This is a genomic window from Synechococcus sp. MU1651, from assembly GCF_023630635.1.
Lineage (GTDB): Bacteria > Cyanobacteriota > Cyanobacteriia > PCC-6307 > Cyanobiaceae > Parasynechococcus.
This window is the reverse complement of the sequence record NZ_JAKUHJ010000018.1, coordinates 1-24,277: the sequence shown is the minus strand read 5'-3', so window position 1 is coordinate 24,277 and position 24,277 is coordinate 1. Positions and strand designations below refer to the sequence as shown.

The window sequence follows — 24,277 nt, the reverse complement described above, 5'->3', positions numbered from 1 at the left end:
TCAAGCCAGAGGGCTGCGCTTCAACTCCTCACGCATCGCCCACACGATGCGGCGGTTGTTGCGCCGGGATTGCAATCCGATCCGCAGCCAGGTCTCTCCCAAACCCTCAAAGGAACGGCAATCACGCAAAAGAATGCGATGCCGTTGCTCCAATGCCTCCCGCAAAGGCACGAGGGATCGGTTCGCTCGAATCAGCAGATAGTTAACCGCCGACGGCATTGGGGTGATGCCCGGCAACGCAGCCAATTGCCGCTGCATCCACGCCCCCTCCGTTGCCGTCCAACGCTGCACGCGCGCGCACCAAGATTGGTAACGCCGGGGCGATGACAACAACCGTTCGCCAACAGCTAGGGCGATGCCATTCACGGGCCAAGGATCCCGCCACTCGGCCCAACGCTGCAACCGCTGGGGCTGCGCAACGGCATAGCCCAAACGCAAGCCAGCAATGCCATAGAGCTTGGTGAGGCTGCGGATCACCACCAGGTTCGAGTGCTCAGCCACCAAGGGAATCAACGACTGCTGCTCGCCGTTGGGCACCAGAGGCAAAAACGCTTCATCACAGATCACCAGGGCGTACCGCTCCAGCAATGGCTGCAATGAGGCACGGCTCCAGAGCTGACCGGTGGGGTTATGGGGATTGCAAATCCACAGCACAGATCCCTCACCCGGGTCGGGGGACGGTTGCGGAAACCCCTCATCCCAAAGGAGAGGCAACTGCTGCTGCCGGGAGGTCGCTGACCAGCAGCGCAAGGCACGTTTGTAATCGGCAAAACCCGGTGCTGCCAGCACACTCAAACCTTGCTCGGCTGCATCACGAGCCGCCCAGGTGAACAGTTCAGCGGCGCCATTGCCCGGCAAAAGGAAGGAAGAATTGACTCCGTGCAGTACGGCGAGATGCTGACGAAGCAGCGCCTGACTGCGGTCGGGATAGTCGCGCCAGGCACTCAGGCCAATTCGCTGCCAACGGGGACACCAAGGCACCAGAGAGGCACTGGCATCGAGAAAGGCCTGCCGCCTCAACCCAGCCCGCTTCGCCGCCTGCTGAACTTCACCGCCATGAACAGGCAGCACCCTGTCGCTGCAACTTCAGCAAGTGTGGCCAAAAAACCATGTTGACAACCGATTTCGGAACCAAGATCAATTCGTGATCGGCTCCACCCAAAGCAACAACAGCTTTAGGGGCGTGTGGTCGAAGGAGTTGTTGTCCGCCTGCATCCCGCCTCCACGAAAAGCAGATCTGGTTACAGAACAACCCCTCAGCGGTCAATCGTTCCCAAAAAGCGATTGCAGGAGAGCTACAGGCCGTCGCCCAGCACGGCGGGTAAGCACAGGCCTGTCGTTCCTCGTTTAGTCGAACCGAGGCACCCGCCATCTGGGTTTCCGTTGTGCGCCTAATGCGACTAATCAAGACAGTAGAAGTGGGTCTAGACGAAGCAACGGCACATCTGTGGATGAGAATCCCTGCGCTGCGCAGCATCGATCAGGAGCGCCCTGCAGGATAAAAGTTGACGCAAGCCAATGCAGCAGGACTACTGGTAGTCCCAGTAAAAGATGCCAGCGCAACTGCCTCCCAGATCACATCGACAAGTGATGATGCGATCGATACAACAAAGCGACCGAGGTCTTAATCGCATGGCTTTCCTGATGCCACTGGCGTTAGGCCTACTTACAAGTTTGTTCGGAGTTGCAAGCCCTGCCATTGCCGGCAATGAAGAGCACTTAATCCAACTGCTTGAAAGCCGCCAATGCCCAGCTTGTCAGCTCAACGATGTAGACCTAACGCATGCTGATCTACGTGATGTCAAGCTCAAGGGTGCTCAGCTTCAACGCACAAACCTGAGCCGAGCACAGCTCGACGGCGCTGATCTCAGCGGCACCGACCTAAGTTTCACCAGCCTCCAGGGCGCCTCATTACGCGGTACCGACCTACGCGGTAGCAAGCTCATCGGCACCGATCTGCGCAGGGCGGATCTCACAGGCGCTCTGCTAGCTCCCAAGGCGCTGGACCAAAGCCACTGGCTTGGAGCAAGGGGCGTCTCCAAAGAAGCTCGAAGCCACGCTGGACTTCACAATGCGGGGGTTAATGCAGCACAGAACAGGCAATGGGCCAAGGCTGAGCGACTGTTCAACGCTGCAATCGAAGCCAACCCTGATGAACCATTGAGCTGGGTGGCACGAGGACTGAGTCGAGGCGAACAAGGCAAAGATGAGCTTGCTTCACGCGATTTCGCCTATGCCAGTCAGCTATTTGCCGATCAAGGCGACAACATCAAAGCTGAGCAACTGATGGAAGCCAGCCGGCTTGTCTACGACGTCCACAACAAAACTGATGCACCCAGTGGCAATGGAATCGGCTCAGCCTTGATCAGCGGACTGCTGTCTTCGGTACGGGCATTAACACCAATCGCGCTCAAGACACTGACGCAAATGATTCCGTGAATCAAAAGGAAGAGCGAAGAAGATCTCGTCCTTCCGAAGTATCAGGCCAATAACCGTAAGACCCACCCGCATCGTCATCAACAATTGCAGGCGTCACAAGAATGACTAATTCATTTTTGACACGACTTGAACCCGATCTACGGAAAAACTGACCAATCAAAGGCATATCACCAAGAAGCGGCCACTTTCTAACAGTTTCCGTATCTTGCTCCTGAATCACACCTGTAAGCACAAGAGTTTGACGGTCACGCAATCGAATAGAGCCCGACGAGAGCGATCGACCAGAAATATTGAAAATATCAACCCCATTAGTTTGACCAGCACTGATAGGGACCGAAATCTCAGGATTCACACTCAAGGATATAAAGCCATTATCATCGATCTTGCTCACTTGAACCTTGAGATTCAATCCTGCATTCTCGCGCTGATATTCAAACTGAGTTGAGCCACTGGAGGTGTCCGTTGTCGAGACCGAAGTAATAACACTCGTACCAGTCTGCACTTCAGCCTCCTGCCCTTCCTGCACTAAAAGAGTTGGCTGCGCCAAAGTTTTAGCGCTTGAAGTCTCAATCACCGAATCAAGATATCCATAGAAAGAGTTGCTGGGATAATCAAAGGAGCCAAGGTCCTGGCTCGCAGCCGCCTCTCTCTCGGCAGAATCATCACTTGGAGCAGTTTCTGAAACGCCGGAATCTCCTTCTGCTTGACTAGAATATCTTCCAGGAGCGTTATAATCTGAACCGTCAAACATGCCTGTACCCGCAGAAGTACCAGGCTTAAAATCGCCAAAATTCATATAAGCTCGACCGCTTTCACTAACGATAAACGCATCGCCAATCCGCGCAGAAAAACTAGAATCAATGGACTTGTCATTCGTGAGATCTACATTCAAAATCTGCACCTTCACTGCCACTTGTCGCTTACGAAGATCAATCTGCTTTAAATAACCCTCAGCAACGCTGATCAACTTTGGCTCTCCCACCAGGGTTATCGTATTCAAACGTGAATCCGTAGAGCCAGTTAAGCCCAGCAAAGGCCCAACCCCAGAGGAATAGGTTTCAGCGTCAACTGCACCTGAATCAGTTGCTCCCGAGGAAGATGCAGATTGGCTTCCTACAGAGCCACCTGATGCTGAAGACTCAGCAAAACCTGAAGTCTTAGCAACTGCGATAAGAGCACCAAGATTGCCGAGGTATTGACTCGCCGATGCCACATCAACCTGATTCATTCGGAACACTTTCGACATCTGCGGCCCAAAACTTTTCGCGGACACAGCTGTTCCCACGAGCAACGTGTTCCCGTCCAGCCGCCCTTGCAAGCCCGATGCCATCAAGACGCTGTTCAAGGCACGGTCATAGCGCTCATTGCGAAACGCCATGGTGACGGGATATTGACTGCTGTCGGCTATCTCACCAGTCGGGATGTCTGCAGCAGTCAGGATGTCTGCACCACCCACGAAAACAAAGCCATAGCCCCCAAGGCGAGCCAACGACATCAGGGCATCCTTCGCCGGTGCGTTTTTGAAGGTGAGAGATACCGGGGGACCACTGGCCTGCACAAAACTGCGGTTGTTGATCAACATCGTTCCAACAGCCATGTCACCCAACGGAGGCGCAACCGCCCTGGGACGCATCGGAGGGACTATCTCGGGTTGGGCCACACGCCCGGGACGACGAAGATCCAAGCGACCGCTGGATCGCACATCTAGCCCTGTCAGACCGGCAAACCTCACCACCAACGATTTGCCATTGGATCCAATGGTTGGCGTGGGCAACCGTTCTCCCATCCGAGCCTTCACGATCAGCTGAAGATCTCCATCCAGCGGTTCCAACCGCACGCTGAGCAACTCCGATGATGGGAGCAGCATCTGCTGAGGAGTGAAGGGTCGATCACCAAGATCCACACCCGTCAACCGGGCCGACCAACGGCCATCCGACTGGTTTTGACTCACAGCACGGACCTTCGTACTAAGGCCAGCGATCACCACATCAACCCTCCCAAGGGAGCGCCGCAAACGGAGTTCAACCGCAGACGTCGTGCGCGAGAGCGCTGATGGGGCCAACACGACCAGGTTCAGCACGATCGGGCCAACACCTAGTGCCAGCAGACCGGACAAAACACGCGTCATGGAGGGCTTGATCACTAGAAAGGTCTTTCAGCCCAAGAGATCTGCGCGAATGGTATCGATCGCTATCTCCATGCACCAGCCTCATGAAGACGATGATGTAGAGCCATTGGGTGGGACATCCAACATGGGATCCACGTCATAAAAACTGAGCTTCAACGTGAGCTGCGTGGGAGCCACCGCGGACCCAGCAGACTCGGCATCTGTTGTTTCCACCACAGCCTTGAGCTGCATTTCACTGCTTTCAACCAACAACGCCAAGGCTTCCATCCGTTGCAAAAAAGTCTGCAATCCGCCAAATGAACCACTGACTCCCAATGCAACCGATGACTTGCGATAACCAAGTGCTTGCCATGGATCTTGCGGGGGTTCTGCCTGCTGCTTCGTGTTTGATGGGTTGTTATTCCGCCGAGATTGTCCCTGGGTTGGCGAAGGGGTTTTGAGCGGTTCGTAGCGCTGGATGTGCACACCCGATGCCAAGGCCTGCTGATTCAACAGCGCCAAGAAGGTCTGAACCTTGTTCCGCCCCGCCAACAACCCCAGCAACAGAGCCTGCTTCTCTACAGCGACCCGCAGTTCAACTTGCGCTTGACTGAGCTGACGTTCCAACGCAGGGAGACTGCGCTGAAGACTGAGCAAGGTGTCTCGCCTCTCCTCCAACTCTTGCAGTGTTTGGACGAGAGGCCTCACCACCACAAGTCCAATAGCAGCACTCACAACAAGACCAATCCCGAGAGGCAGACCCACCAAGAGCCGTCCCCGCGTGAGCCATGGCTGTCGTGACGTCGTCAACCCAATAATCATTGCAAGACCCCTGTGACTTTCAACACCTCCAGCCGACGGGCCAAGCCCTCGGCACCAAGCCCACGCAAATATGAGGGTGTGGATTTCATGGCTGGATCGAGTTTTGCCTCAAGCGTGAAGGCAATCCGTTCCTCGTTGTCGGCCACAGCTTTCACAACGGTTGTGCCGTCGGGAAGCATGTCTAACAGAGCTTCAAGGTTGAGATCCAAGGCGTTGATCCGTTCGAAAGCATCCGCCCCTTGGGATTCTCCCTTGATCAGCAACTTAGAGGGGTTGGCGTTGAGTGACACAAGGCGAACACCCTGAGGCGTGACCTGTCGCAATTGCTCCAACAACGCCGACCCCGAGCGCACCGCCACCAACTGTTCGGCGATCGATTGCGTCTGCTGCTCCAAGGTTGACCGGCGCGACCTCATGGCACGCAGCCGTGCCTTGGCATCTCCAACTTGCCTCTCGACGGGATTCAGTGCATCCACCTCGACCTGCACCTGCTGCTGACGATGCTGAAGACCCAAAAGGGTGAGCACAGCCAGCATCACCAACACCAACGCGCCCATGCCGCCCTTAAACAGCAGAGAGAGTGGCGGCGGGACAGGGGCCGGCTCCAGCGGCAAACCAAGCTCGAGCCGGCGTTGCTGCAACAAATCTGGTTTGGGCCAGTCCTGACGCAATGTCATCGCTCCTCCTGATGCAGCGCCAACAGCGCCATCTGCTGCAGAGGTGACAGCAGATCAATCCCATCGCCAGCAGCGCCATCGTCTGACGGTTGGACCCAGGCGGGCAAGGGCTGATTCACACAGCACTCCCCTGCTGCACCATCCACCAGGGGCAGCCAGGCATCGACTTGTTCCGCAGGCACGGTGAACCACCATCCCAATGATGATGTCCAAGCACAGGCCTGCCACTCAGCAACACAGGCCCGAATCTCCCGCTGGCAGGCCAGAGGGTCGAGGGCGTCAAGTGCATGGTCAACCTCAGGAACCCCCTGGCGGAACAACAGCAAACGCAGGCTCTTCTCCTCCGCCACCAGCCAGGCCAGATCGCCATCCCACGTCTGCGTGAGCTGATGCAAGGCCCGCTGGGCCGCCGTCAGCAGCCAATCAACGCGCCGCAGCGGCAGATCGGCCAGTTCAGCAACCTCGCTCCAGCCCTGAATCAACGACCGCGGCACACCCACCACCGCCAAGGCCTCCTGCACCGGCGACGACGTGACGTAGCTCTCCGCCAAATCAAACGGCAGGTCAATGGACTGCAACGACTGGGGCAAAAGACCAGGCGCACCTTCCGATCCATAGCCGTCGACCACGCACCAGGCAGCTGCGTTCAAAGGCAGACAAAGAACAAGTTCGACTCCTGGACAATTGCAGTCAAAGATCAGATCAGCGATCAACTCACCAACGGCTTCCCGTTGCAGCGGCACACCATCACGGCACACACCTTCGGGCCAGTCCACAACACGTTGCTGCCAACGGCCCCTCTGTTCCCAACAACACACCAAGCTCGTGTTGTTCACAGCAATCAAAACCGACTTGAGATCAACCAGCCGTCGCCAAGCCAAGCTCAATGCTGTGAGTTGAGGCAGCTCACTTAGAGCAGGCAGTGGCACACAACGCTTCCCTCTGCCTTGATGCTATCGACGATGAGCCGCTTGAATCACTCCCTCTCAGAGACATTTAAGGGCGCAACATCGAGCAGTTCAGCTGCCCTTAAAGCAACAGGTTCAGTCCTGCCAGGGCAAACCGCTGCCTGATGCTTCCGCGATGGTGCGCAGACCGTGGCGGTCCAATTGCAGCAGAAGACCGTCCAGAATCCGCGGCACCAAATCTGGCCCCTGAAAGATCCAGCCGGTGTAGAGCTGCACCAGAGAAGCCCCTGCGGTGATGCGCTCCCAGGCGAGTTGGGCCGAGTCAATCCCACCCACACCGATCAACGGCAACGCCGGGCCGGCACTGGCCCGCAAGCGGCGGATCACCTCCTGGGCCCGCTGACGCAGGGGGGCGCCGCTAAGGCCACCGGCCTCTTCCGCCAGGGTGCGCCCGGTCTGCGACAACCGCCGTTGCTCCAGGCCCAGCCGATTGAGACTGGTGTTGACCGCGATCACCCCAGCCAGACCCTCCTCAAAGGCCAAGCGGGCCACGGCATCAATCGACTCATCGTCCAGATCCGGCGCGATTTTCACCAGCAGAGGCGGGCAGGCCGGCAGCCGGCGCAACCGCTCCACAAGCCGCCGCAACTGGGACGTGTCCTGCAGATCCCGCAGGCCGGGGGTGTTGGGGGAGCTGACGTTGATCACCGCGTAGTCGGCAAGCGGCGACAACAACTCCAGGGAGGCCGCGTAGTCGTCCGGGGCCTGCTCCAAGGCCGTGATCTTGGATTTGCCCACATTGATCCCCAGCACCGCCGGCCGCCGGCCGGGCGGATCCAAGCGTTGGCGCTCCAGCGTTTTCAACAGGGCCTTGGCGCCGTCGTTGTTGAATCCCATCCGGTTCAACGCGGCCTGTTCTTCGGCCAAACGAAACAGGCGTGGCTTGGGGTTGCCCGGCTGGCCGTGCCAGGTGACGGTGCCCACTTCGGCGAAGCCAAAGCCGAAGCGATCCCAGATGCCTGCCGCCACACCGTTCTTGTCAAACCCCGCCGCCAAACCCACCGGGTTGGGGAAGCGGCAACCAAACAGCACCTGTTCCAGACGCAGATCACGCCGTTGCAGATCCGCCGCAACGCCATCCAGCACCGTGGAGACCCCTGGCCAGCGGCGCCGCAGGCTGGCTTGACCAAGAGCCGTGAGGGCAGTGCGCGACAGCTGTTCGGCATCCAGACCGTCGTCCCGCGCCAAGACCGGACCCAGCCAACGCTGATAAAAGGCACCGCTGCTGAGCGGTCCGGCCGAAGAGGACGGCGACATGCTCTGGCTCAGGACTGTTCTGATCCTGCCTCGCGACGTTGCAGGGTCCAACCCCCCTCCGCCTGGGGCTCGACCAGCCAATCCCTCCAGATCCAGCTCTCCCGTCTCGTTTCCAGCTGTTTGAGCGGCTTTTCCACCAACTGCGCCAGCTCCAGCAACGAGAGGCTGTAGCCACCCTGCGCCAGACGGTCCGCCAACTCCAACCGGGACAACAGCTGCAGCAGAGGCTTGGGGGCCAGCTCGGATGGGGCTTCTGGCGCGGCCTCGGCGGAAGACAGCTCCGATGATCCCTGCTTCAGAGCCAAGGCCGGCTGGGCGTTATGGGAGAACGCCACGGCGATGCGATCCACCCGTTCGTTGTCGGGGTCACCGCTGTGGCCCTTGACGTAGCGCAGGGGCACATCATCCAGACGAGCGGCATCCAAGGCCTTCCAGAGGTCCTGGTTGAGCACGGGCTTGCCCGCAGCCGTTTTCCAGCCTTTGCGCTTCCAGCCCTTGATCCAGGAGCCCAGGCCATCAATCAGATATTTGCTGTCGGTGCGCAGGGTGAGATCCGGATGACGGGGGAGATGTTCAAGCCGTTGCAACACCTCCAACGCCGCCTGCAGTTCCATGCGGTTGTTGGTGGTGTCGGGTGCATGGCCCCCGAATTCCTCAACGCTGCCGTCTTCAAAACGCAACAACGCCCCCCAACCTCCTGGACCTGGGTTGCCGCTGCAGGCACCATCCGTCGCTGCAGCCACGACCCGTCCCCGTCCTTCCGCCATTGATCGGTCCCAACGCTGTTCGGTACAACACGGTTTCTGGCGTCACCGTGGATGAGCCGAACCTACCTGCGGGCGGCTGGGCTGACTGCCGTGGGGCTCTTGGCGGCTGGGCTGACTGCCGTGGGGCTCTTGGCGGCCGGTCTGTCGCAGGAGGGCACCGCACGGGCCTTGTTTAACAGCGCTGCGGTGCCGCAGGAGCACTTCGCTGTGCTGGCACAACCCCTTGGCAAAGCCCAGTGGAAACTGCTGGTGCTGGAACAGATCAAGGCCCAACCGCGCTGCTGGAGGGCACGCCAGGACGGACTGGTGGAGCCCAGCCTGAATCGCTTCAACTTCAGCGGCATCTGCAAGCGCTACCTGGACAGCAATGGCTACTCGCTGCGCAGCGGTGGCCAAGACCTCGGAACGCGCTTTCGCTTCCGGCTCAAGCCATCCGGCACATCGCTGAGGCTCGAAGCCCTCGACCCCCAGCAACGGGCACCACTTCTGGTGGGTCAGGCCGCGATACCAGCTCGCCGCGATCCCAACGGGTTTGTGGCTCTGCAGCTGGAGCCGGGCTGGGCCTTGGAACGCCGGGTTTATCAGGGTCGGCAGCTGAACCACCTGTACTTCGCGCATCAAGCCCCGGTGAACCGGCTGCTTGCGCTGGCCAGCAGCCGCGGCCAGCGTTCAGGCTTTCAGCGGTTGGGAGCGCCGATGCCGCCGATCGCACCACCGCCGTTGCCAACGGCACGAGCAACACGGCGGCGAACCACACACCAACGCACCACACGCCTGGCCAGCAATGCCCCGATCCGACTGCAGGTGATTCCCTATCGCCGCTGAGGACCAACCGTCACAGTGCCAGTTGAGAGGGCGACCAGACAGGGGCTGACAATAGATTCCCTACCCTTAGCTTGAATTTGTGTGAGGAGTGCTGAACGCCTCTTCAGGGTCGAAACAAGGACAGACTCCTGAACGTGTTCCTCTCATGAAAAGCTCCGCCTTCGGCGGGGCTTTTTTGTTGGCCAAACAAAACCACAAAAAAACCGGTCCTCGAAAGGACCGGTCACTGAACAACACAGGGGGAGAGGGGCAAGCCTTCTCCCAAGGCGATCACTTGAGGGTGACTTTGCCGCCTGCTTCTTCGATGGCCTTCTTGGCAGCCTCGGCGTCTTCCTTGGAGACACCTTCCTTGACGGCCTTGGGAGCAGCCTCGACCAGAGCCTTGGCGTCGCCCAGACCCAGACCGGTGGCCTCACGGACGGCCTTGAGGACCTTGATCTTGGCGGAGGCGTCGAAGCCTTCGAGGATCACGTCGAATTCGGTCTTCTCTTCAGCGGCATCGCCACCGCCACCAGCAGCGCCAGGGGCAGCCATCACAACACCAGCAGATGCTGCGGCGGACACACCGAAGGCCTCTTCGATCTGCTTGACCAGCTCGGAAGCTTCAAGCAGGGAGAGGGATTTCAGCGATTCGAGAATTTCGTCGGTTTTTGCAGACATGGTTTTGAAAGGGGAAGCAACAGATCAATGAACAGTGGTCTCGGCAGGGCCGAATCAGCCTTCGCCGCCTTCGGCGTGCTGCTTGAGTGCCCTGGCCATACCAGAGGGAACCTCGTTGATGCCCACAGCGACCTTCGTGGCCACGGCGTTGATGGCACCGGCGATCTGAGCCATGAGCTGCTCCTTGGAGGGGAGATCGGCAATGGCTTTGATCTCGTCCTGAGACAGGAGCTTGCCTTCGAAAAGGCCGCCCTTGGTCTCGGACTTCTTGAGTTCCTTCTGGAAGGTCTGAACGGCCTTCACACCGGCACCAACATCGCCCTTCACCAGGACGAGGGCGTTGGTTCCGGTCAGCAGGGAATCGAGGCTGGCCCAGTTGCTGTCACCATCAATGGCACGGCGCATCAAGGTGTTTTTAGTCACCTTGCAAACGCTGTCGCTGGCCCGCAGACGATCCCGCAGGTCAGACATTTCCTTGATGGACAGGCCCTTGAAATCAAGGACAAGTGCCAGTTCGGCGTCGGCGAGGAGCTCTTTGAGCTCTCCGACGATCTGCTGCTTGTTCTCCAGCGTGCGGCCCATAGGGATTGGATCGGATCAAAGGAACAAGCTGGGCACACGGCCGATCGAGTCTTCGAAAGGAAGACGAGGCCGCGTGCCGATCCAATCCCGAATGGGACAAAACCGTGTCGCGTCTGCCTCGGCAGGGATTACATCAACGGGAATGACTGAACGTCATGCCCAGGGACATCCTGCTGTCTCTGGCCGGGCGCGTGCCCGATTTGGCTTTCGCCAATCGTTAAGTGTAGAGGAGAGCCGGATCAGCTCCCCTGCTCGATGTCCTGCAGAGCAGAGAAATCGACTTCAACGGAAGGACCCATGGTGGAGGTCACATACAGGGACTTCCAGTAACGGCCTTTGGCACCACTGGGCTTGTTGCGGTCGATGGTTTCCTGCAGGGTCTTGAGGTTCTGCAGCAGAGCATCGGCACTGAAGCTGGCCTTGCCGAAGCGGACGTGAACGATGCCGGTGCGGTCGGCACGGAATTCCAGTTTGCCGGCCTTGAATTCCTTGATCGCAGCCTCGAGGTCCGTGGTGACGGTGCCTGCCTTGGGGTTGGGCATCAGGCCACGGGGGCCGAGAACCCGACCCAACTTGGCCACTTTGGGCATCATGTCGGGGGTGGCGATCAACAGGTCGAAATCCATTTCGCCCTTGCTGATGCTTTCCACCAGGTCTTCTTCACCGGCGAGTTCGGCACCGGCGGCTTTGGCTTCAGCCACCTTCTCACCGCGGGTCACCACAGCGATGCGCACGGTCTGACCGGTGCCGTTGGGCAGAGCCACGGTGGTGCGCAGCTGCTGGTCGGTGTACTTCGGATCGATGCCGAGGCGCACATGGGCCTCCATCGTCTCGTCGAATTTCGCGTTGGCGTTGTCCTTGACCAGGGCAATCGCCTCGAGGGGTGCGTAGGCACGGTCCTCGATCTTGCCGGCCAGGCTGGCCAGGCGCTTGGAGATTTTGGGCATGTTCAGAGTTGGGGTTCAGACGACATCAGGGATGCCTCCCCCGAATGGATTGGAGAAGCAATGCAGCGACGTCAGTCGCTGATGGAAACGCCCATGTTGCGGGCGGTGCCTTCGATGATCCGCATGGCGGACTCAACGCTGGTGCAGTTGAGGTCGGGGAGCTTGGTCTTGGCGATCTCTTCGAGCTGAGCTCGACTGATCGATCCAACACTGCCCTTGGCGGACTCACCGGATCCCTTTTGGATCTTTGCGGCCTTGGTGATCAGCACCGACGCCGGAGGCGTCTTGGTGATGAAGGTGAAGCTGCGGTCTTCGAAGACCGAGATCTCCACCGGAATCACATAACCGGCTTTGTCCTGCGTCCGAGCGTTGTACTCCTTGCAGAACATCATGATGTTCACACCGTGCTGACCGAGGGCAGGGCCCACCGGCGGCGCGGGGTTGGCTTTGCCGGCGTCTAGGGCCAGCTTGATCACAGCTACGACTTTCTTGGCCATCGGCTGGGGGGTTTGGACAGCTGCGGATCACCAGACCCTCGGGTCGGGTGCGGCGGAATGGTTGCCCACTCCCATGGCCGCCCTCCGCAGGGAGACGGCCGCCGCCAGGTCAGTTCTGTTTGCTGATCTGAGAGAACTCCAGTTCCACCGGAGTCTCGCGACCGAAGATGGAGAGCAGGGCCTTGAGCTTGTTGCGCTCGCCGGAGACCTCGATCACCTCGCCCTGGAAGTCCTTGAAGGGACCAGAAGTCACCAGGATCTGATCGCCCTCGGTGAGATCCACCTTGACGACGGTCTTCTTCTCGGCAGCGCGCTTAAAGATGCGATCCACCTCAGAACGGCTGAGGGGTCGAGGCTTGATGTGACCACGGGCCTTGCCGGTGGCGCGCCGATCTTCAGCACCGACGAAATTGATCACGTTCGGGGTGCTCCGCACCGCCATCATCGTGTCCTCATCCAGCACCATCCGAACCAGCACATAACCGGGGAACACCTTCTCCTCGGTGGACTGACGGGTGCCGTCCTTCTTCAGCTTGACGGCAGGGGTCTGGGGAATCTCGATTTCGAGAATCCGGTTGCTCACCCCGAGGGTGACGGCCCGCTGCTCCAGGGTGGCCTTGACCTTCTTCTCGCAGCTGGACGCCACCTGAACGGCGTACCAACGGGCGATGGCCGTGTTGGCGACAGCCGCCGCAGGCAAAGTGCCGTCCTCCCCCTCATTCGGGGCCGGCAGATCAAGCACCTCAGGGGCGTCCGGTGTGGTCAGGTCGTCGGGCACGGCGAGAAAGGTGATATCGAGTCAGCGGAACACCTGGGACGAAGCCCACCCAAAGAAGCGACTGACAGCCGCGATGGTGGCGGCCGAAAGGCTGACCATCAGGATCACAGCGATGGATTCGCTGAACAGTTGCTGGCGGCTGGGCCAGACCACGAGTTTCAGCTCATCAACCGTGTCCGCCAGAAAACCACCGGATTGGGTGGAATCGGCAGCGGCTTTTGAGCCGTCGGAAGTGGTGGTGTCCTCAGAGATGGGGCTGGTCACGGGGATGGGACCGGAAGTTGACAACGGTGCCGGTAGGCACTTCGCCAAACAGATACCCTACCGGATGCCCTCAAACCCCCACCGGATCGAACACCAGGGCATCGGTGCCGGCCTCCCCCAGCCTCACCGTCACGCCACTGGCTCCGGCAAAGCGCTCCTCAAGCAGCAGCGTGGAAAGCGGATTTTCCAATTGGCGCCGCAACACCCGACGCAGCGGCCGCGCCCCGTACTCCGGTTCATGGCCCTGACGGGCCATGGCCTCAGCGACAGCGTCATCCACGACGAGAGCCAGGCCCTGCTCGGCCAACAGAGCAGCGAGGTCCTTCAGCTGCAACTGAACAATCCGCACCAGATCGGAGACCTCCAACGGGCGGAACCGAATCACCTCATCAATGCGGTTGAGGAATTCAGGCCGGAACTGGCTGGAGAGCGCTGCATCCACCTGCTGTTGCAGGGCTGACTCATCCGTGGATCCCGAGCGGGCATGTTCAAGGATCGCCGGGCTAGCCAGATTGCTGGTCATCACGACCACGGTGTGGCGGAAATCAACGGTGCGGCCTTGGGAATCGGTGAGCCGGCCGTCGTCCAGCACCTGCAGCAGCAGGTTGAACACATCGGGATGGGCCTTCTCCACTTCATCGAGAAGCAGCACGGCATAGGGACGACGCCGCACGGCCTCCGTGAGTTGCCCCCCTTCCTCGTAGCCGACATACCCCGGAGGAGCACCGATCAGCCGGGCCACGGCGTTCCGCTCCATGAACTCACTCATGTCGAGGCGCACCAGAGCCTCCTCTTCATCAAACAACGACCCCGCCAGCGCCTTCGCCAGCTCGGTCTTGCCGACGCCGGTCGGCCCCAGGAACAGGAAAGAACCCACCGGTCGACGGGGATCCTTCATGCCGGCCCTGGCCCGGCGGATGGCAGCAGCAACGGCAGACACCGCCTCGCCCTGACCAATCACCCGTTCCGCGAGATGGGCATCGAGATCCAGGAGTTTGCGCCGCTCGCCCGCCAACAGCCGCTGCACGGGAATCCCGGTCCAGCGGGCGACCAGATCAGCGATGTCACCGGCCTCCACCTGCTCGCGCAACAGGGCGGTTCCAGCGGACTGGGCCTCCGCCTGGGACGCCTCCAATTCATCCCGGCGCTGCTGCACCCGATGCAGCTGGTCGTACTGGAGGCGGGCCGCTTCCTCCAGATCACCATCCCTCTCGGCCTCAGCGATGGCATGGCGCAGGTCTTCGTCCTGCTGGAGCAGCTGGCCGAGCTCCTCGAGCTGACCGCGCTCCTCCTGCCAGCGCCGCCGCAGATCATCCAGCCGCGTGGACACTTCAAGCCGGTTGCGCTGGAGCTGAATCCGCTCCGCTTCAGGCGCCTGCTCGGCGGCGAGCAGGGCCAGTTCAACGCGGCGTAGATCCGCTTCGGCCTCCTCCACCACCTGCGGCTTGGAGGTGACCTCCATCTTCAGTTGTGCCGCCGCCTCATCGATCAGATCAATGGCTTTGTCCGGCAGGCAGCGATCGCTGATGTAGCGATCGGCAAGACGGTTGGCGGTCTGAATGGCCTCATCGGTGATGGTGACGCCGTGGTGCAGCTCGTAGCGCTCCTTCAAGCCGCGCAGAATTTCGAGGCTCAACTCCAGATCCGGCTCGCGGATCACCACCTGCTGGAAGCGGCGGTTGAGGGCCGGATCCTTTTCCACCGTGAGCCGGTAATCCTCCGGAGTGGTGGCACCGATGCAGCGCAGGTCTCCCCGGGCCAGGGCTGGCTTCAGCAGGCTGCCGGCATCGGTGCTGCTGCGATCACTGCCAACAACGGTGTGCAGCTCATCGATGAACAACACCACCCCGGAATCGGAACCACTCACCTCCTCGAGCACCGAGCGCAGGCGTTCCTCGAACTGACCACGGAACTTGGCACCGGCGATCAAAGCCCCGAGGTCCAGCGCCACCAGCCGCAGACCCTGCAGCGACTCCGGCACTTCACCCGCCACGATCCGCTGCGCCAGCAGCTCTGCAATCGCTGTTTTGCCAACACCGGGTTCACCGATGAGCACCGGATTGTTCTTGCTCCGGCGCGACAGCACCTTGATCAGGTTGCGAATTTCAGAATCACGACCGATCACCGGATCCAGGCTGCCTGCCTCCGCCTCTTCGGTGAGATCCCGCCCATAGGACTCCAAGGCCGTGGGGGGCTCCTGCAAGGAGGCCTCAGGGGCGGGCGACTGGGGGGTGACAGGCTCCGGCCCGCGCACCGCACGGGAGGAGGAGGGAACGCGCGCCACCCGTTCACGGCGGGGCGCTTCCTGCTGTACCTCCGGCTGAGCCCGCGGCATCGAGCGCTCCTGGGGGGGAACGGTCATGCCAGGACCCCGGTCATCCATACCCCGTTGGATCAGCTGCTCCAGGGCATCGGCCGACAAACCAAAGCCGGCAAACAGATCAGCGCCGATCCGCGGATCGGCACCAATGGCCATCAACACTTCCGGCAGATCGATGACGTCGCCATTCCAGCGCCGACGGATGGCATCAGCCGAATCGAGCAGCTGTTCCAGGTCATCACCGATGAAGAGCTCATCGCTTCGCCCCGAGGGCTGATCAGCCAGCACATCCTCCAAGCGATCCAAGAGCGCATCGATGGGGAGAGGCAAGCGCTCCACCAGGCGGCGGCAGGCGGGATCGGTGAACAGCACCTGGATCAGGTGCTCCACATCCAACTGCCCATGGCGCCAGCGACGGGCAACGTCCTGACCACTGAGCAGCAGATCCCAGGCCGCGTCGCTGAAGCGATCCGGCTCATGGGTGAGGCTGCCGTTCAACGCTGGCGATGAAGTCATCCGGTTTTTCAGGCGTGGGCTTTGGAGGACATCTCGATCAATTCCACCTTGTAGCCATCCGGATCCTCAACAAAGGCGATGACGGTGGTGCCGTGCTTCATCGGACCAGGTTCCCGCACCACACGACCACCCTTGTCGGCAATGCCGGCGCAGGTGCTGTGGATGTCCTCCACCCCCAGCGCGATGTGGCCGTAGGCATCACCCAGGTTGTAGCTGTCGGTGTCCCAGTTGTGAGTGAGTTCCAGAACCGTGTGGTCGCTCTCCGACCCATAGCCAACAAACGCCAGTGTGAAGCGGCCGCTGGGGTAATCCTTTCGACGCAGAAGCTGCATGCCCAGGACCTCGGTGTAGAAGCCCAGAGACCGCTCCAGATCAGAGACCCGGAGCATGGTGTGAAGCATCCGCATGGGTGAGCGTCGTGCAGCGTGAACCTGCCGTCATTCTGGCCAGGTATGACCCGTCACAACACGAGAGAGAGGGGCGACCCATAAGATCCCCGGGTTAAGCGTCCGTCCCAACGTGATCGATTCCCTCGACCTCGTCATCGACACCATCGTTGCCCGAGAGGTGCTCGATTCCCGCGGCAACCCCACGGTTGAAGCCGAGGTGCTGCTCGAAGGAGGTGCCATGGGACGGGCCATCGTTCCCAGTGGTGCCAGCACCGGCGCCCACGAAGCCCACGAACTGCGTGACGGCGGCGATCGCTACATGGGCAAGGGCGTTGGCCAGGCTGTGAACCACATCGAAGAGCGGATCGCACCGGCCCTCTGCGGCCTTTCCGCCCTGGATCAGGCGGCTGTGGACGCCGCAATGCTGGAGCTGGACGGAAGCGACAACAAATCCAACCTGGGTGCTAACGCAATCCTGGCGGTGAGCATGGCCACCGCCCGCGCCGCTGCCAACGGGCTGGGAATTCCCCTCTACCGCTACCTCGGCGGCCCGATGGCCAATCTGCTGCCGGTGCCGTTGATGAACGTGATCAACGGTGGCGCCCATGCCGCCAACAGCCTGGACTTTCAGGAATTCATGTTGGTGCCCCACGGGGCTCCGAGCTTCCGCGAAGCACTACGGATGGGCACCGAGGTGTTCCACACCCTCAAGAAACTGCTCAGCGACAAGGGCATGAGCACCGCCGTGGGCGATGAAGGCGGCTTCGCGCCGGATCTGGGTAATGTGGAAGCCGGCGAAATCCTTGTGGAAGCGATCAGCAAGGCGGGCTACAAGCCCGGCGAGCAGATCTCCCTGGCCCTGGACGTGGCCAGCACCGAATTCTTCGAGAATGGCCGTTATGCCTTCGATGGCGGCAGCTACACCAGCGCCGAGATGGTGGGCCAACTCGAGCAACTGGTGGAGAAATTCCCGATCGTTTCAATCGAAGACGGCCTGGCCGAAGACGACTGGGATGGCTGGAAGCTGCTGACCGAACGCCTCGGCGGCAAGGTGCAGCTGGTGGGTGACGACCTGTTCGTGACCAACACCAAGCGTCTTCAACAGGGCATCGACAGCGCCACGGCCAACTCGATCCTGATCAAGGTGAACCAGATCGGTTCCCTCACCGAAACCCTCCAGGCCATCGACCTGGCAGGCCGCTCCGGCTACACCAGCGTGATCAGCCACCGCAGTGGCGAAACAGAAGACACCACCATTGCCGACCTCTCCGTCGCCACCCGCGCCGGACAGATCAAGACCGGCTCCCTCAGCCGCAGCGAGCGGGTTGCCAAGTACAACCAGCTGCTTCGCATCGAAGACGAGCTGGGCAGCCAGGCCGTCTACGCCGGTGCTGTTGGCCAGGGACCCCGCGGCAAGGCCTGATCTCAGGCCTCCGACGAACGTTCAACGGTTGGAACCGGGCAACTGCTCCAACCGTTGATCACGACGGATCTTGACCTGCATTCGGAACCAGCCCAAGCCCACCGGCAAAGCGGCAGCAGCCGGAAGAAGTGACCAGAGCGGGCGGGCACTGGCACCCACAATCGCGGTCGCCAAAGCCAGGCATCCGAGCAACACCGATTGGCCGATCGATTGCTGGGCCAGGGCCATCCGGCGGAACTGCCGATCCGATTCGCCCAGCCGCACCTGGAGCTGAAGATCTCCCTGCTCCAGGCGTTCCAGACTTTCATCCAGGCGCCGCGGGAAGGCCGCAGCCCTGCTGCTGAGGGCCCCGACCTGACGGCCGAGTTCGTTGAACAGATCGTTGCTGCCGGAGCCGCTGGAGGTCATGAGTGGAAGGAGATAAGGCTTGGCGATCGCCACCAAGCTAAAAGCGGGATCAAGGCTGCGGCCAACACCCTCGAAGGTGGACAACGCCCGCATCACGAAGATCAGCTCAACCGGTAGACGAAAGGGCTGGCCATAGACCAGGTCGTAGAGATCGCCGGAGAGTTTGTCGATCACGTTGGCCGTGAAGGGTGGGGTGAGGGCCTCCTGCAGCATCAGCCGCACGAGACGGCGCACCGGACCCACATCAATGCCGCCGGAGATCACCCCAGCCGCCTGCATCTCCTCCACCAATGCCGCTGAATCCCTCGCAGCAGCAGCGCGAACCATGGCTCCCAGACGTCGACGCAGGCCGTCTGACAACAGCCCCATCATCCCGAAGTCGTAGTAGATGAGCGCTCCATCACTCGCCACGGCGAGGTTGCCGGGATGGGGGTCGGCATGGAAGAAACCAAACCTCACCAACTGCTTGAGATAACTGGCTGCACCCACCTCAGCCACCGCGGCCGGATCAACGCCGGCTTCGAGCAACGCCTCACGGTCGTTGACCTTGATACCGGGCAGGTAGTCGAGGCACAGCACACGGCGCGTGCTCAACTCCCAGACCACACCGGGGATCCTGATGCGTTCGTCATCCAGAAATTGCTGACGAAAACGAGCGGCGTACTGCGCCTCAACGCGGAAATCGAGCTCACGCAGCAGCACACGTCGACATTCCCGTGCCATCGCCGGCCAATCACGACCACGCCCCCAACAGGGATTGCGTTGCAGCACAGCTGCCACCTGCTGCATCACCTCCAGATCAAGGCGAAACAGGCGATCGAGCCCAGGGCGCTGCACCTTGAGCACCACCTGCCGTCCACTGCGCAGGCTGGCGCGATGCACCTGGGCAAGCGAGGCTGCACCCAGGGGCTCGGGATCGAGATCGATCACCTCGGCACAGCGCGGCCCCAGCTCTCGCTCAAGCACGGTCTGCACCTGATCAAAACTGAAGGCCGGAACGCTGTCCTGCAGCGCTGCAAGTTCGGCCACCCAGCCCGAGGGGAGGATGTCTGGACGGGCGGAGAGCAGTTGCCCCAGCTTGATGAAGGCGGAGCCCAGAGACAGCAGCTCAGCCGTCAACCAACGGGCTCGCTGTTGCTGACGGTGGGCACGACGCTCGGCGGTGACACCACCGCGGTAGGTCCAGGACTGGCCATCCCACCAAAGCAACAGCAGCAGCGTCAGGACAGCGCGCCAGATGCGGAGCGCTCGCAGCAGTCCGAGCATCAGGGGCGTGCCTCGATCGCTTGGCTCAGATCAGCCACCGTGGCCCGAAGACGATCGATCACCGCCTGTGGGTTGTCCGATGGTTCCGAGGCCGACGCCCCATCTGTGCTCACCGTGGCCTGATCACCCCGTTCAATCCGTTCCGCCTCGGCACGCACCTCGTCCTGAAACAGATCCCATTCCTGGCGCAGCCGTTGCGGAGCGTCTTGCGCCAGCACCGCCAACTCGGCGGCCGCGTCCGCGAAGCCGTGACCAAGGCGCGCACTGATGCGGTTCACCGTGGCGCGAATCAAGGCCTCCGACGAGCCCATGGACCGATTGCAGACAGCTTCAACTGTGGCAGATCCAACCGGAGATCAGGGCTGAGGCGGGGTCACGGGCTCAATGGCTTCGAAAAAGGCTTCCGCGCCAGGCGGCAGCACCAAAGGTTCCGGCTCAGCCACCAGCACCGGTGAATCACCGGCTGGAACAACCACAGCAGGCATCACATCGATGGACTCCTCAGGAAGCACCAGGGAATCGGCGTTGCTTTCGTCAAGCTCGGGGACGATGGTTTGAGGGTCCGACCAGGCTGGGGCCGTCCAGACCTGGGGTTCGGGCGTCTGCAGCGCCACAGCGGGCTTGGGCGTCTCCTTGACCGCTGGCTTGACCGGTCGGCTTGCAGCCTCGGCAGCTTCTAGGGCTGTGACATCCACTTGCAGGGATGAATGGTCGTCACTGAACCGAGCCCGAATCTCCTGCAGGGAATCCCCTGGAAACGCGAGCGGTGTGAAGGCCTCAGGAACAGGGTCCTCAGCATTGGTCTGCAGCGTCAGGACCCGCTCGGTGATGCCGTAACCAAGGGCGAAACAACAACCAGCCACCAGGGGCCCCACCCAGAAACGTGCCTTGGCCTCAACGGGGCCGTCAGGGGAGCTGAGATGGTCCACGAATGGGTCTGACGGAGACTCGGATTGTGACAGGGATTCAGAACAGAAGCTTCAGGTGGTGTAGTCGGCGTTGATACAGACGTAACCCCATGACTCCAGTCATACCAACGGTTCTCAGCGACTGGCAGAGCTGTTACCCAGGTGTTACCCTTGACTTAAAACGAGCAAATCCCAGTCGTGGCGGTGCTGGTGTTACCGAAGCGTTACCCATTTCGGCATTTTTAGACATGCCTGACGGGAACATCCTCGACAAACAAGGCATACCAACAGACAAAAATGCGTATGTATATCGACGCTCAGATAAAGGCGGACGTTGGTATCTCTATTTCTACGATAAAGAGTCAGGAAAGAGACATCGCTTTGCCTTAAAGTCTCAAGATGGTGACATCCCGGAGCCAACATCTGCAGGCGCAGAGAAAGCGTGGATGCTAGGTGTTGAAAAATTCATTGAATTAAAGGGCAAATCTGAGAGAGGAGAATCAGTCAGAGGACTCAGATTTGGCGACATGGTTGAGAAGTTCCTGACAAAAGAGCGGAAGAAAATAAGCACCACACCACACACTGGTATTTCAGAAGCACGATTCCGCTTGCTTAACACTCAACTGCGATGGGTTAGCGAGTTTGTTGGAGATACACGCAAAGAAGTACACAAGATACGGCGGAACACCTTCCTCAACTATGAAGTCTGGAGGAAAGAACGTGCCATTCAATACGGGAAAGACACTCCACAAAACACAACCATCAATCAGGAAATATCAACGCTTCGTCGTGCGTTTAATGAGGTTGCAGTAGCGGAAGGATTTATCAAAAGGGATTCAATCCCAGAACTACCAAGCATCAAACTTCCAAAAGACAAGAAGCACAGAAGAGATGACTTAACTGAGAACGAATGGTTGGAACTGGAAAAGTGCTGTCGTCTTTATTGGATTAAAGGAAAGACAAGAATCTTGAATGACGAATATGAGATGAAGCAAAACCCCCAAGGCAAATGGGAGACAAAGACAAACATTCAAATCAAGAGTGAAAGAGGAAGGATTCAACTAATACACCGCGAGATGCTTTATCTTGCAATGAGAATATCAATGGATAGTGGAATTCGTCCTGGTTCACTGAGAAAGATGAAGTGGAGACATATAACAGAAAACACCACAATTCCAGTCGCTGAACGTAAGACTTGGGTGCTTATTGACGTTCCCGCAGAAAACACGAAGACTGGAAGGAGTTATCGCTGCAGCGCACCAATAGCAAAACACTTGGAAAGACTGAGAAAGATAAGCACATACACCAAACCAAACGACTTTATCTTCCTTAATCAATCACGAGGAACGCAGATGAGCGAGCGTTTATGGAAAGATTCCATCTCAGAAGCACTGGTAGAAGCGCGTCTTGCTGATTGGAGTGAAGATGACAGCAACAACTGTCGGAAAATCGATGTGCACAGTGGCAAGAACATAACTTGGTACAGTTTCCGCCACACACACATCACTTTACGCTTGAATGCGGGAACGCCAGTTCCAGTGATTGCTGCTAACTGCGATACAAGTATGAAATACATCGAAGAGCATTACTTCCATTACCGCGCTGCTGAGCAAACCGAGATACTTGGCAAAGGAAGACAATCACTAGGCAAAGCAAAAGAACATCTTGATTGGATTGAAGAAATTCCAAATACCAACAAAGGAAAAGTCACAACTATCACTACTAACCATCATCCCTCGTCAAACAAGCAGAGAAAAAAAACAAAAGATGGATAATGATTGTGTTTAATCAAAACATTTTTGTCTATGAAGCAGCAGTTGGACTAAACTAAAAAAGAGTGTATGTGGGTTTTGGTTTGGCTAAGTTTTCATCTCTTCCTGATCATGTCTCCCTTTTCCTAGGGCGCTTTTCATCTATATTTGGAATTGCATTGATCCTTGGTGGACTCGGCAAAATAATATACGACGTGCCAGATTTCGCAGTAAGCGATCTAGCGATGTCGGCATTTGGTTTGCTAGTAGTAACTGTCTTCAGCAGAAAGTCATTCGCTGGATTAATGCACAGACTATCAACTCCCAGCGGAGAAAGACTATTATTTTTAATTAGCTTGATCGTATGTTTTACCGTTGTTATAACAAAGTTGGTAACTGGCGGATCAGATTTTTACGAGAATTTCTTGGGTGAAAATAGCGTCGTAGAGTGGCTTACGGCACTTTTCTTGTTGTTATCAGCGTATCTTTCCTTGGTTACAGGACTTTCTAAAGGATCTCCTTACACGAAATGGCTGCTCTTGGCATTCGCCTCGATCTTCTTCGTTGCATTTATGGAGGAATTGGCTTGGGGGCAGATGATGTTTGGCTGGGAAACACCTGAAGATTTTCGCTCACTAAATGCACAAGGTGAGACAACGCTCCATAACATACATGGCATTCATGATCTTATTAGTCCAGCATTATTACTTTTCTCGTCGGCATCAGCTGGTATTTCTCTGACAAAAATGAAGCCTAATATTCCTTTGCTAAGGAACAACCTATTGAGATTCTCAAAGGGTTTATTTCCTATGTTTTTCTTGGCAGCTATTATATGTGCTGTGGTTGTATTTATGCCCGGCACGAAATTCCTAGGTAGGGTTAATCAAGATATTGAATGGGCTGAATTTCTGATTTCTTTTTCAATATTCATGCATTCTCTTTCTTTAATTGCTAATCCCTTCAAAGAGAACAATAATTAACTCACAGTAACTTCATGCAAGAAACACTGTACGGATATATTGCCTGCTCTAATCCAAGATATTTGCATTCCTTCCATTAAGAACCACTTGGTTTTATCTATAGACATTGCAACTATTTCTAAGTGCCCTATATGCCTCTCAGAAGCCGATTAGATGCGTGCCAGAGGAATTCCGCCTATCATACCTTTAACGCGCCTTGTAGAGGCGCAGAGGCGTCAGTAATTCATATTCACTAACTATCTGCACGGCTAGAGAGAGAAACCCCTTATGTATAGAGAGAGATCACTCACCTACACAGGGAGGACTTAACCCCACCCGTATACAGGAGAAATTCGATCCGACATCTATACAGGAAGTACGATCCCTCCCTTATAAAGGGAGAAGCAGATCCCTCATGTATACAGAAGGAAACTCGATCCCACATGTATATAGGGAGAACGATCCGACACGTATACAGGGAGAAGCAGATCCGACACGTATACAGAAAGAGCCAAGCTGGGCTTTAAACGAAGTGACAATTAACTGAACTTTCGAGATAACAACGGAAGCATGCCGCCAGTCATGGGTACTGGAAAGAACTATTAATCCGAGATGCTTTTTTCAGGCAGTTAATATTGATGGTTTTCTTTTGAAGTTTGGGGTCTTTTTCTTTTGCGCCGCAAACGTCCTCAGTGAAGTCTGCTGACAACATCTCACTGGACAAATACTGCATTACCAAACTTGCTT

General features: G+C 58.3%; 23 protein-coding genes. 5 read left to right on the top strand and 18 right to left on the bottom strand.

Annotated elements, in window-relative coordinates; translation table 11 throughout:
* Entirely contained in the window at positions 1-1,068 is a 1,068-nt protein-coding gene (locus tag NCN05_RS10925; protein ID WP_284500664.1) for an aminotransferase class I/II-fold pyridoxal phosphate-dependent enzyme, read from the bottom strand.
* Between the two features lie 564 nt (positions 1,069-1,632).
* Between NCN05_RS10925 and NCN05_RS12550 the strand changes: the two genes are divergently transcribed.
* Complete coding sequence (locus NCN05_RS12550) at positions 1,633-2,439, top strand: pentapeptide repeat-containing protein (protein ID WP_284500661.1); 807 nt, start codon at positions 1,633-1,635, stop codon at positions 2,437-2,439.
* Position 2,440: 1 nt separating this feature from the next.
* Here NCN05_RS12550 and NCN05_RS10910 read toward each other — a convergent pair whose 3' ends face one another.
* The 6 genes from NCN05_RS10910 to rnhA form a co-directional block, all read right to left on the bottom strand.
* Positions 2,441-4,036, bottom strand: coding sequence for a type II secretion system protein GspD (locus NCN05_RS10910; protein WP_250398103.1), 1,596 nt, complete (start codon positions 4,034-4,036; stop codon positions 2,441-2,443).
* A gap of 612 nt (positions 4,037-4,648) precedes the next feature.
* Positions 4,649-5,173 (bottom strand): hypothetical protein, encoded by a 525-nt coding sequence (locus tag NCN05_RS10905; protein WP_250398102.1) that lies wholly within the window; start codon positions 5,171-5,173, stop codon positions 4,649-4,651.
* 191 nt (positions 5,174-5,364) lie between these two features.
* Positions 5,365-6,045 (bottom strand): PilN domain-containing protein, encoded by a 681-nt coding sequence (locus NCN05_RS10900; protein WP_250398101.1) that lies wholly within the window; start codon positions 6,043-6,045, stop codon positions 5,365-5,367.
* Positions 6,042-6,821 (bottom strand): hypothetical protein, encoded by a 780-nt coding sequence (locus tag NCN05_RS10895; RefSeq protein WP_250398100.1) that lies wholly within the window; start codon positions 6,819-6,821, stop codon positions 6,042-6,044. Before NCN05_RS10895 ends, NCN05_RS10900 begins: the two co-directional genes overlap by 4 nt.
* 267 nt (positions 6,822-7,088) lie before the next feature.
* Positions 7,089-8,270, bottom strand: a complete 1,182-nt coding sequence (locus tag NCN05_RS10890; RefSeq protein WP_250398099.1) for a quinone-dependent dihydroorotate dehydrogenase — start codon at positions 8,268-8,270, stop codon at positions 7,089-7,091.
* Between the two features lie 8 nt (positions 8,271-8,278).
* Positions 8,279-9,037, bottom strand: a complete 759-nt coding sequence (gene rnhA, locus NCN05_RS10885; protein WP_250398098.1) for a ribonuclease HI — start codon at positions 9,035-9,037, stop codon at positions 8,279-8,281.
* A gap of 51 nt (positions 9,038-9,088) precedes the next feature.
* Between rnhA and NCN05_RS10880 the strand changes: the two genes are divergently transcribed.
* Positions 9,089-9,862 carry a DUF3747 domain-containing protein gene (locus tag NCN05_RS10880; protein ID WP_250398097.1) on the top strand — a complete coding sequence of 258 codons (774 nt, stop codon included), beginning with the start codon at positions 9,089-9,091 and terminating at the stop codon, positions 9,860-9,862.
* A gap of 270 nt (positions 9,863-10,132) precedes the next feature.
* On the opposite strand, the gene rplL is transcribed toward NCN05_RS10880, so the two are convergent.
* The 8 genes from rplL to gloA all read right to left on the bottom strand — a co-directional run bounded on the left by rplL (position 10,133) and on the right by gloA (position 16,833).
* On the bottom strand, positions 10,133-10,522 hold the full coding sequence (gene rplL / locus NCN05_RS10875) for a 50S ribosomal protein L7/L12 (RefSeq protein ID WP_114987674.1): 390 nt from the start codon (positions 10,520-10,522) through the stop codon (positions 10,133-10,135).
* Positions 10,523-10,576: 54 nt separating this feature from the next.
* Entirely contained in the window at positions 10,577-11,104 is a 528-nt protein-coding gene (gene rplJ / locus NCN05_RS10870) for a 50S ribosomal protein L10 (protein ID WP_250398096.1), read from the bottom strand.
* Between the two features lie 239 nt (positions 11,105-11,343).
* Entirely contained in the window at positions 11,344-12,051 is a 708-nt protein-coding gene (gene rplA / locus NCN05_RS10865; protein ID WP_038552494.1) for a 50S ribosomal protein L1, read from the bottom strand.
* A 71-nt stretch (positions 12,052-12,122) separates the two neighbouring features.
* Positions 12,123-12,548 carry a 50S ribosomal protein L11 gene (gene rplK / locus NCN05_RS10860; protein ID WP_006851160.1) on the bottom strand — a complete coding sequence of 142 codons (426 nt, stop codon included), beginning with the start codon at positions 12,546-12,548 and terminating at the stop codon, positions 12,123-12,125.
* Positions 12,549-12,657: 109 nt separating this feature from the next.
* Entirely contained in the window at positions 12,658-13,326 is a 669-nt protein-coding gene (gene nusG / locus NCN05_RS10855; RefSeq protein WP_250398095.1) for a transcription termination/antitermination protein NusG, read from the bottom strand.
* Positions 13,327-13,347: 21 nt separating this feature from the next.
* Positions 13,348-13,590, bottom strand: a complete 243-nt coding sequence (gene secE / locus NCN05_RS10850; RefSeq protein ID WP_250398094.1) for a preprotein translocase subunit SecE — start codon at positions 13,588-13,590, stop codon at positions 13,348-13,350.
* Positions 13,591-13,660: 70 nt separating this feature from the next.
* The gene (locus NCN05_RS10845; protein ID WP_250398093.1) at positions 13,661-16,426 is read right to left on the bottom strand and encodes an ATP-dependent Clp protease ATP-binding subunit; all 2,766 of its coding nucleotides are present in this window, start codon (positions 16,424-16,426) and stop codon (positions 13,661-13,663) included.
* An 8-nt stretch (positions 16,427-16,434) separates the two neighbouring features.
* Positions 16,435-16,833, bottom strand: coding sequence for a lactoylglutathione lyase (gloA, locus tag NCN05_RS10840; protein ID WP_250398092.1), 399 nt, complete (start codon positions 16,831-16,833; stop codon positions 16,435-16,437).
* A gap of 112 nt (positions 16,834-16,945) precedes the next feature.
* Here gloA and eno point away from each other — a divergent pair, with 112 nt between their 5' ends.
* Positions 16,946-18,238, top strand: a complete 1,293-nt coding sequence (eno, locus tag NCN05_RS10835) for a phosphopyruvate hydratase (RefSeq protein WP_038552476.1) — start codon at positions 16,946-16,948, stop codon at positions 18,236-18,238.
* Positions 18,239-18,259: 21 nt separating this feature from the next.
* Here the strand turns inward: eno and NCN05_RS10830 are convergent, their stop codons facing one another.
* The 3 genes from NCN05_RS10830 to NCN05_RS10820 are packed head-to-tail and all read right to left on the bottom strand — an operon-like array spanning position 18,260 to position 20,841.
* Complete coding sequence (locus tag NCN05_RS10830; RefSeq protein ID WP_250398091.1) at positions 18,260-19,912, bottom strand: ABC1 kinase family protein; 1,653 nt, start codon at positions 19,910-19,912, stop codon at positions 18,260-18,262.
* Positions 19,912-20,223: a hypothetical protein gene (locus tag NCN05_RS10825; protein WP_250398090.1), complete on the bottom strand. Its 312-nt coding sequence runs from the start codon at positions 20,221-20,223 to the stop codon at positions 19,912-19,914. Before NCN05_RS10825 ends, NCN05_RS10830 begins: the two co-directional genes overlap by 1 nt.
* A 45-nt stretch (positions 20,224-20,268) precedes the next feature.
* Entirely contained in the window at positions 20,269-20,841 is a 573-nt protein-coding gene (locus NCN05_RS10820) for a hypothetical protein (RefSeq protein ID WP_250398089.1), read from the bottom strand.
* Positions 20,842-21,068: 227 nt separating this feature from the next.
* Between NCN05_RS10820 and NCN05_RS10815 the strand changes: the two genes are divergently transcribed.
* Both NCN05_RS10815 and NCN05_RS10810 read left to right on the top strand, forming a co-directional pair.
* Entirely contained in the window at positions 21,069-22,595 is a 1,527-nt protein-coding gene (locus tag NCN05_RS10815; protein ID WP_250398088.1) for a tyrosine-type recombinase/integrase, read from the top strand.
* Between the two features lie 68 nt (positions 22,596-22,663).
* A complete protein-coding gene (locus tag NCN05_RS10810; protein WP_250398087.1) occupies positions 22,664-23,551 on the top strand; it encodes a hypothetical protein in 888 nt (295 codons plus the stop codon).
* The last annotated feature ends 726 nt before the right edge of the window (positions 23,552-24,277 follow it).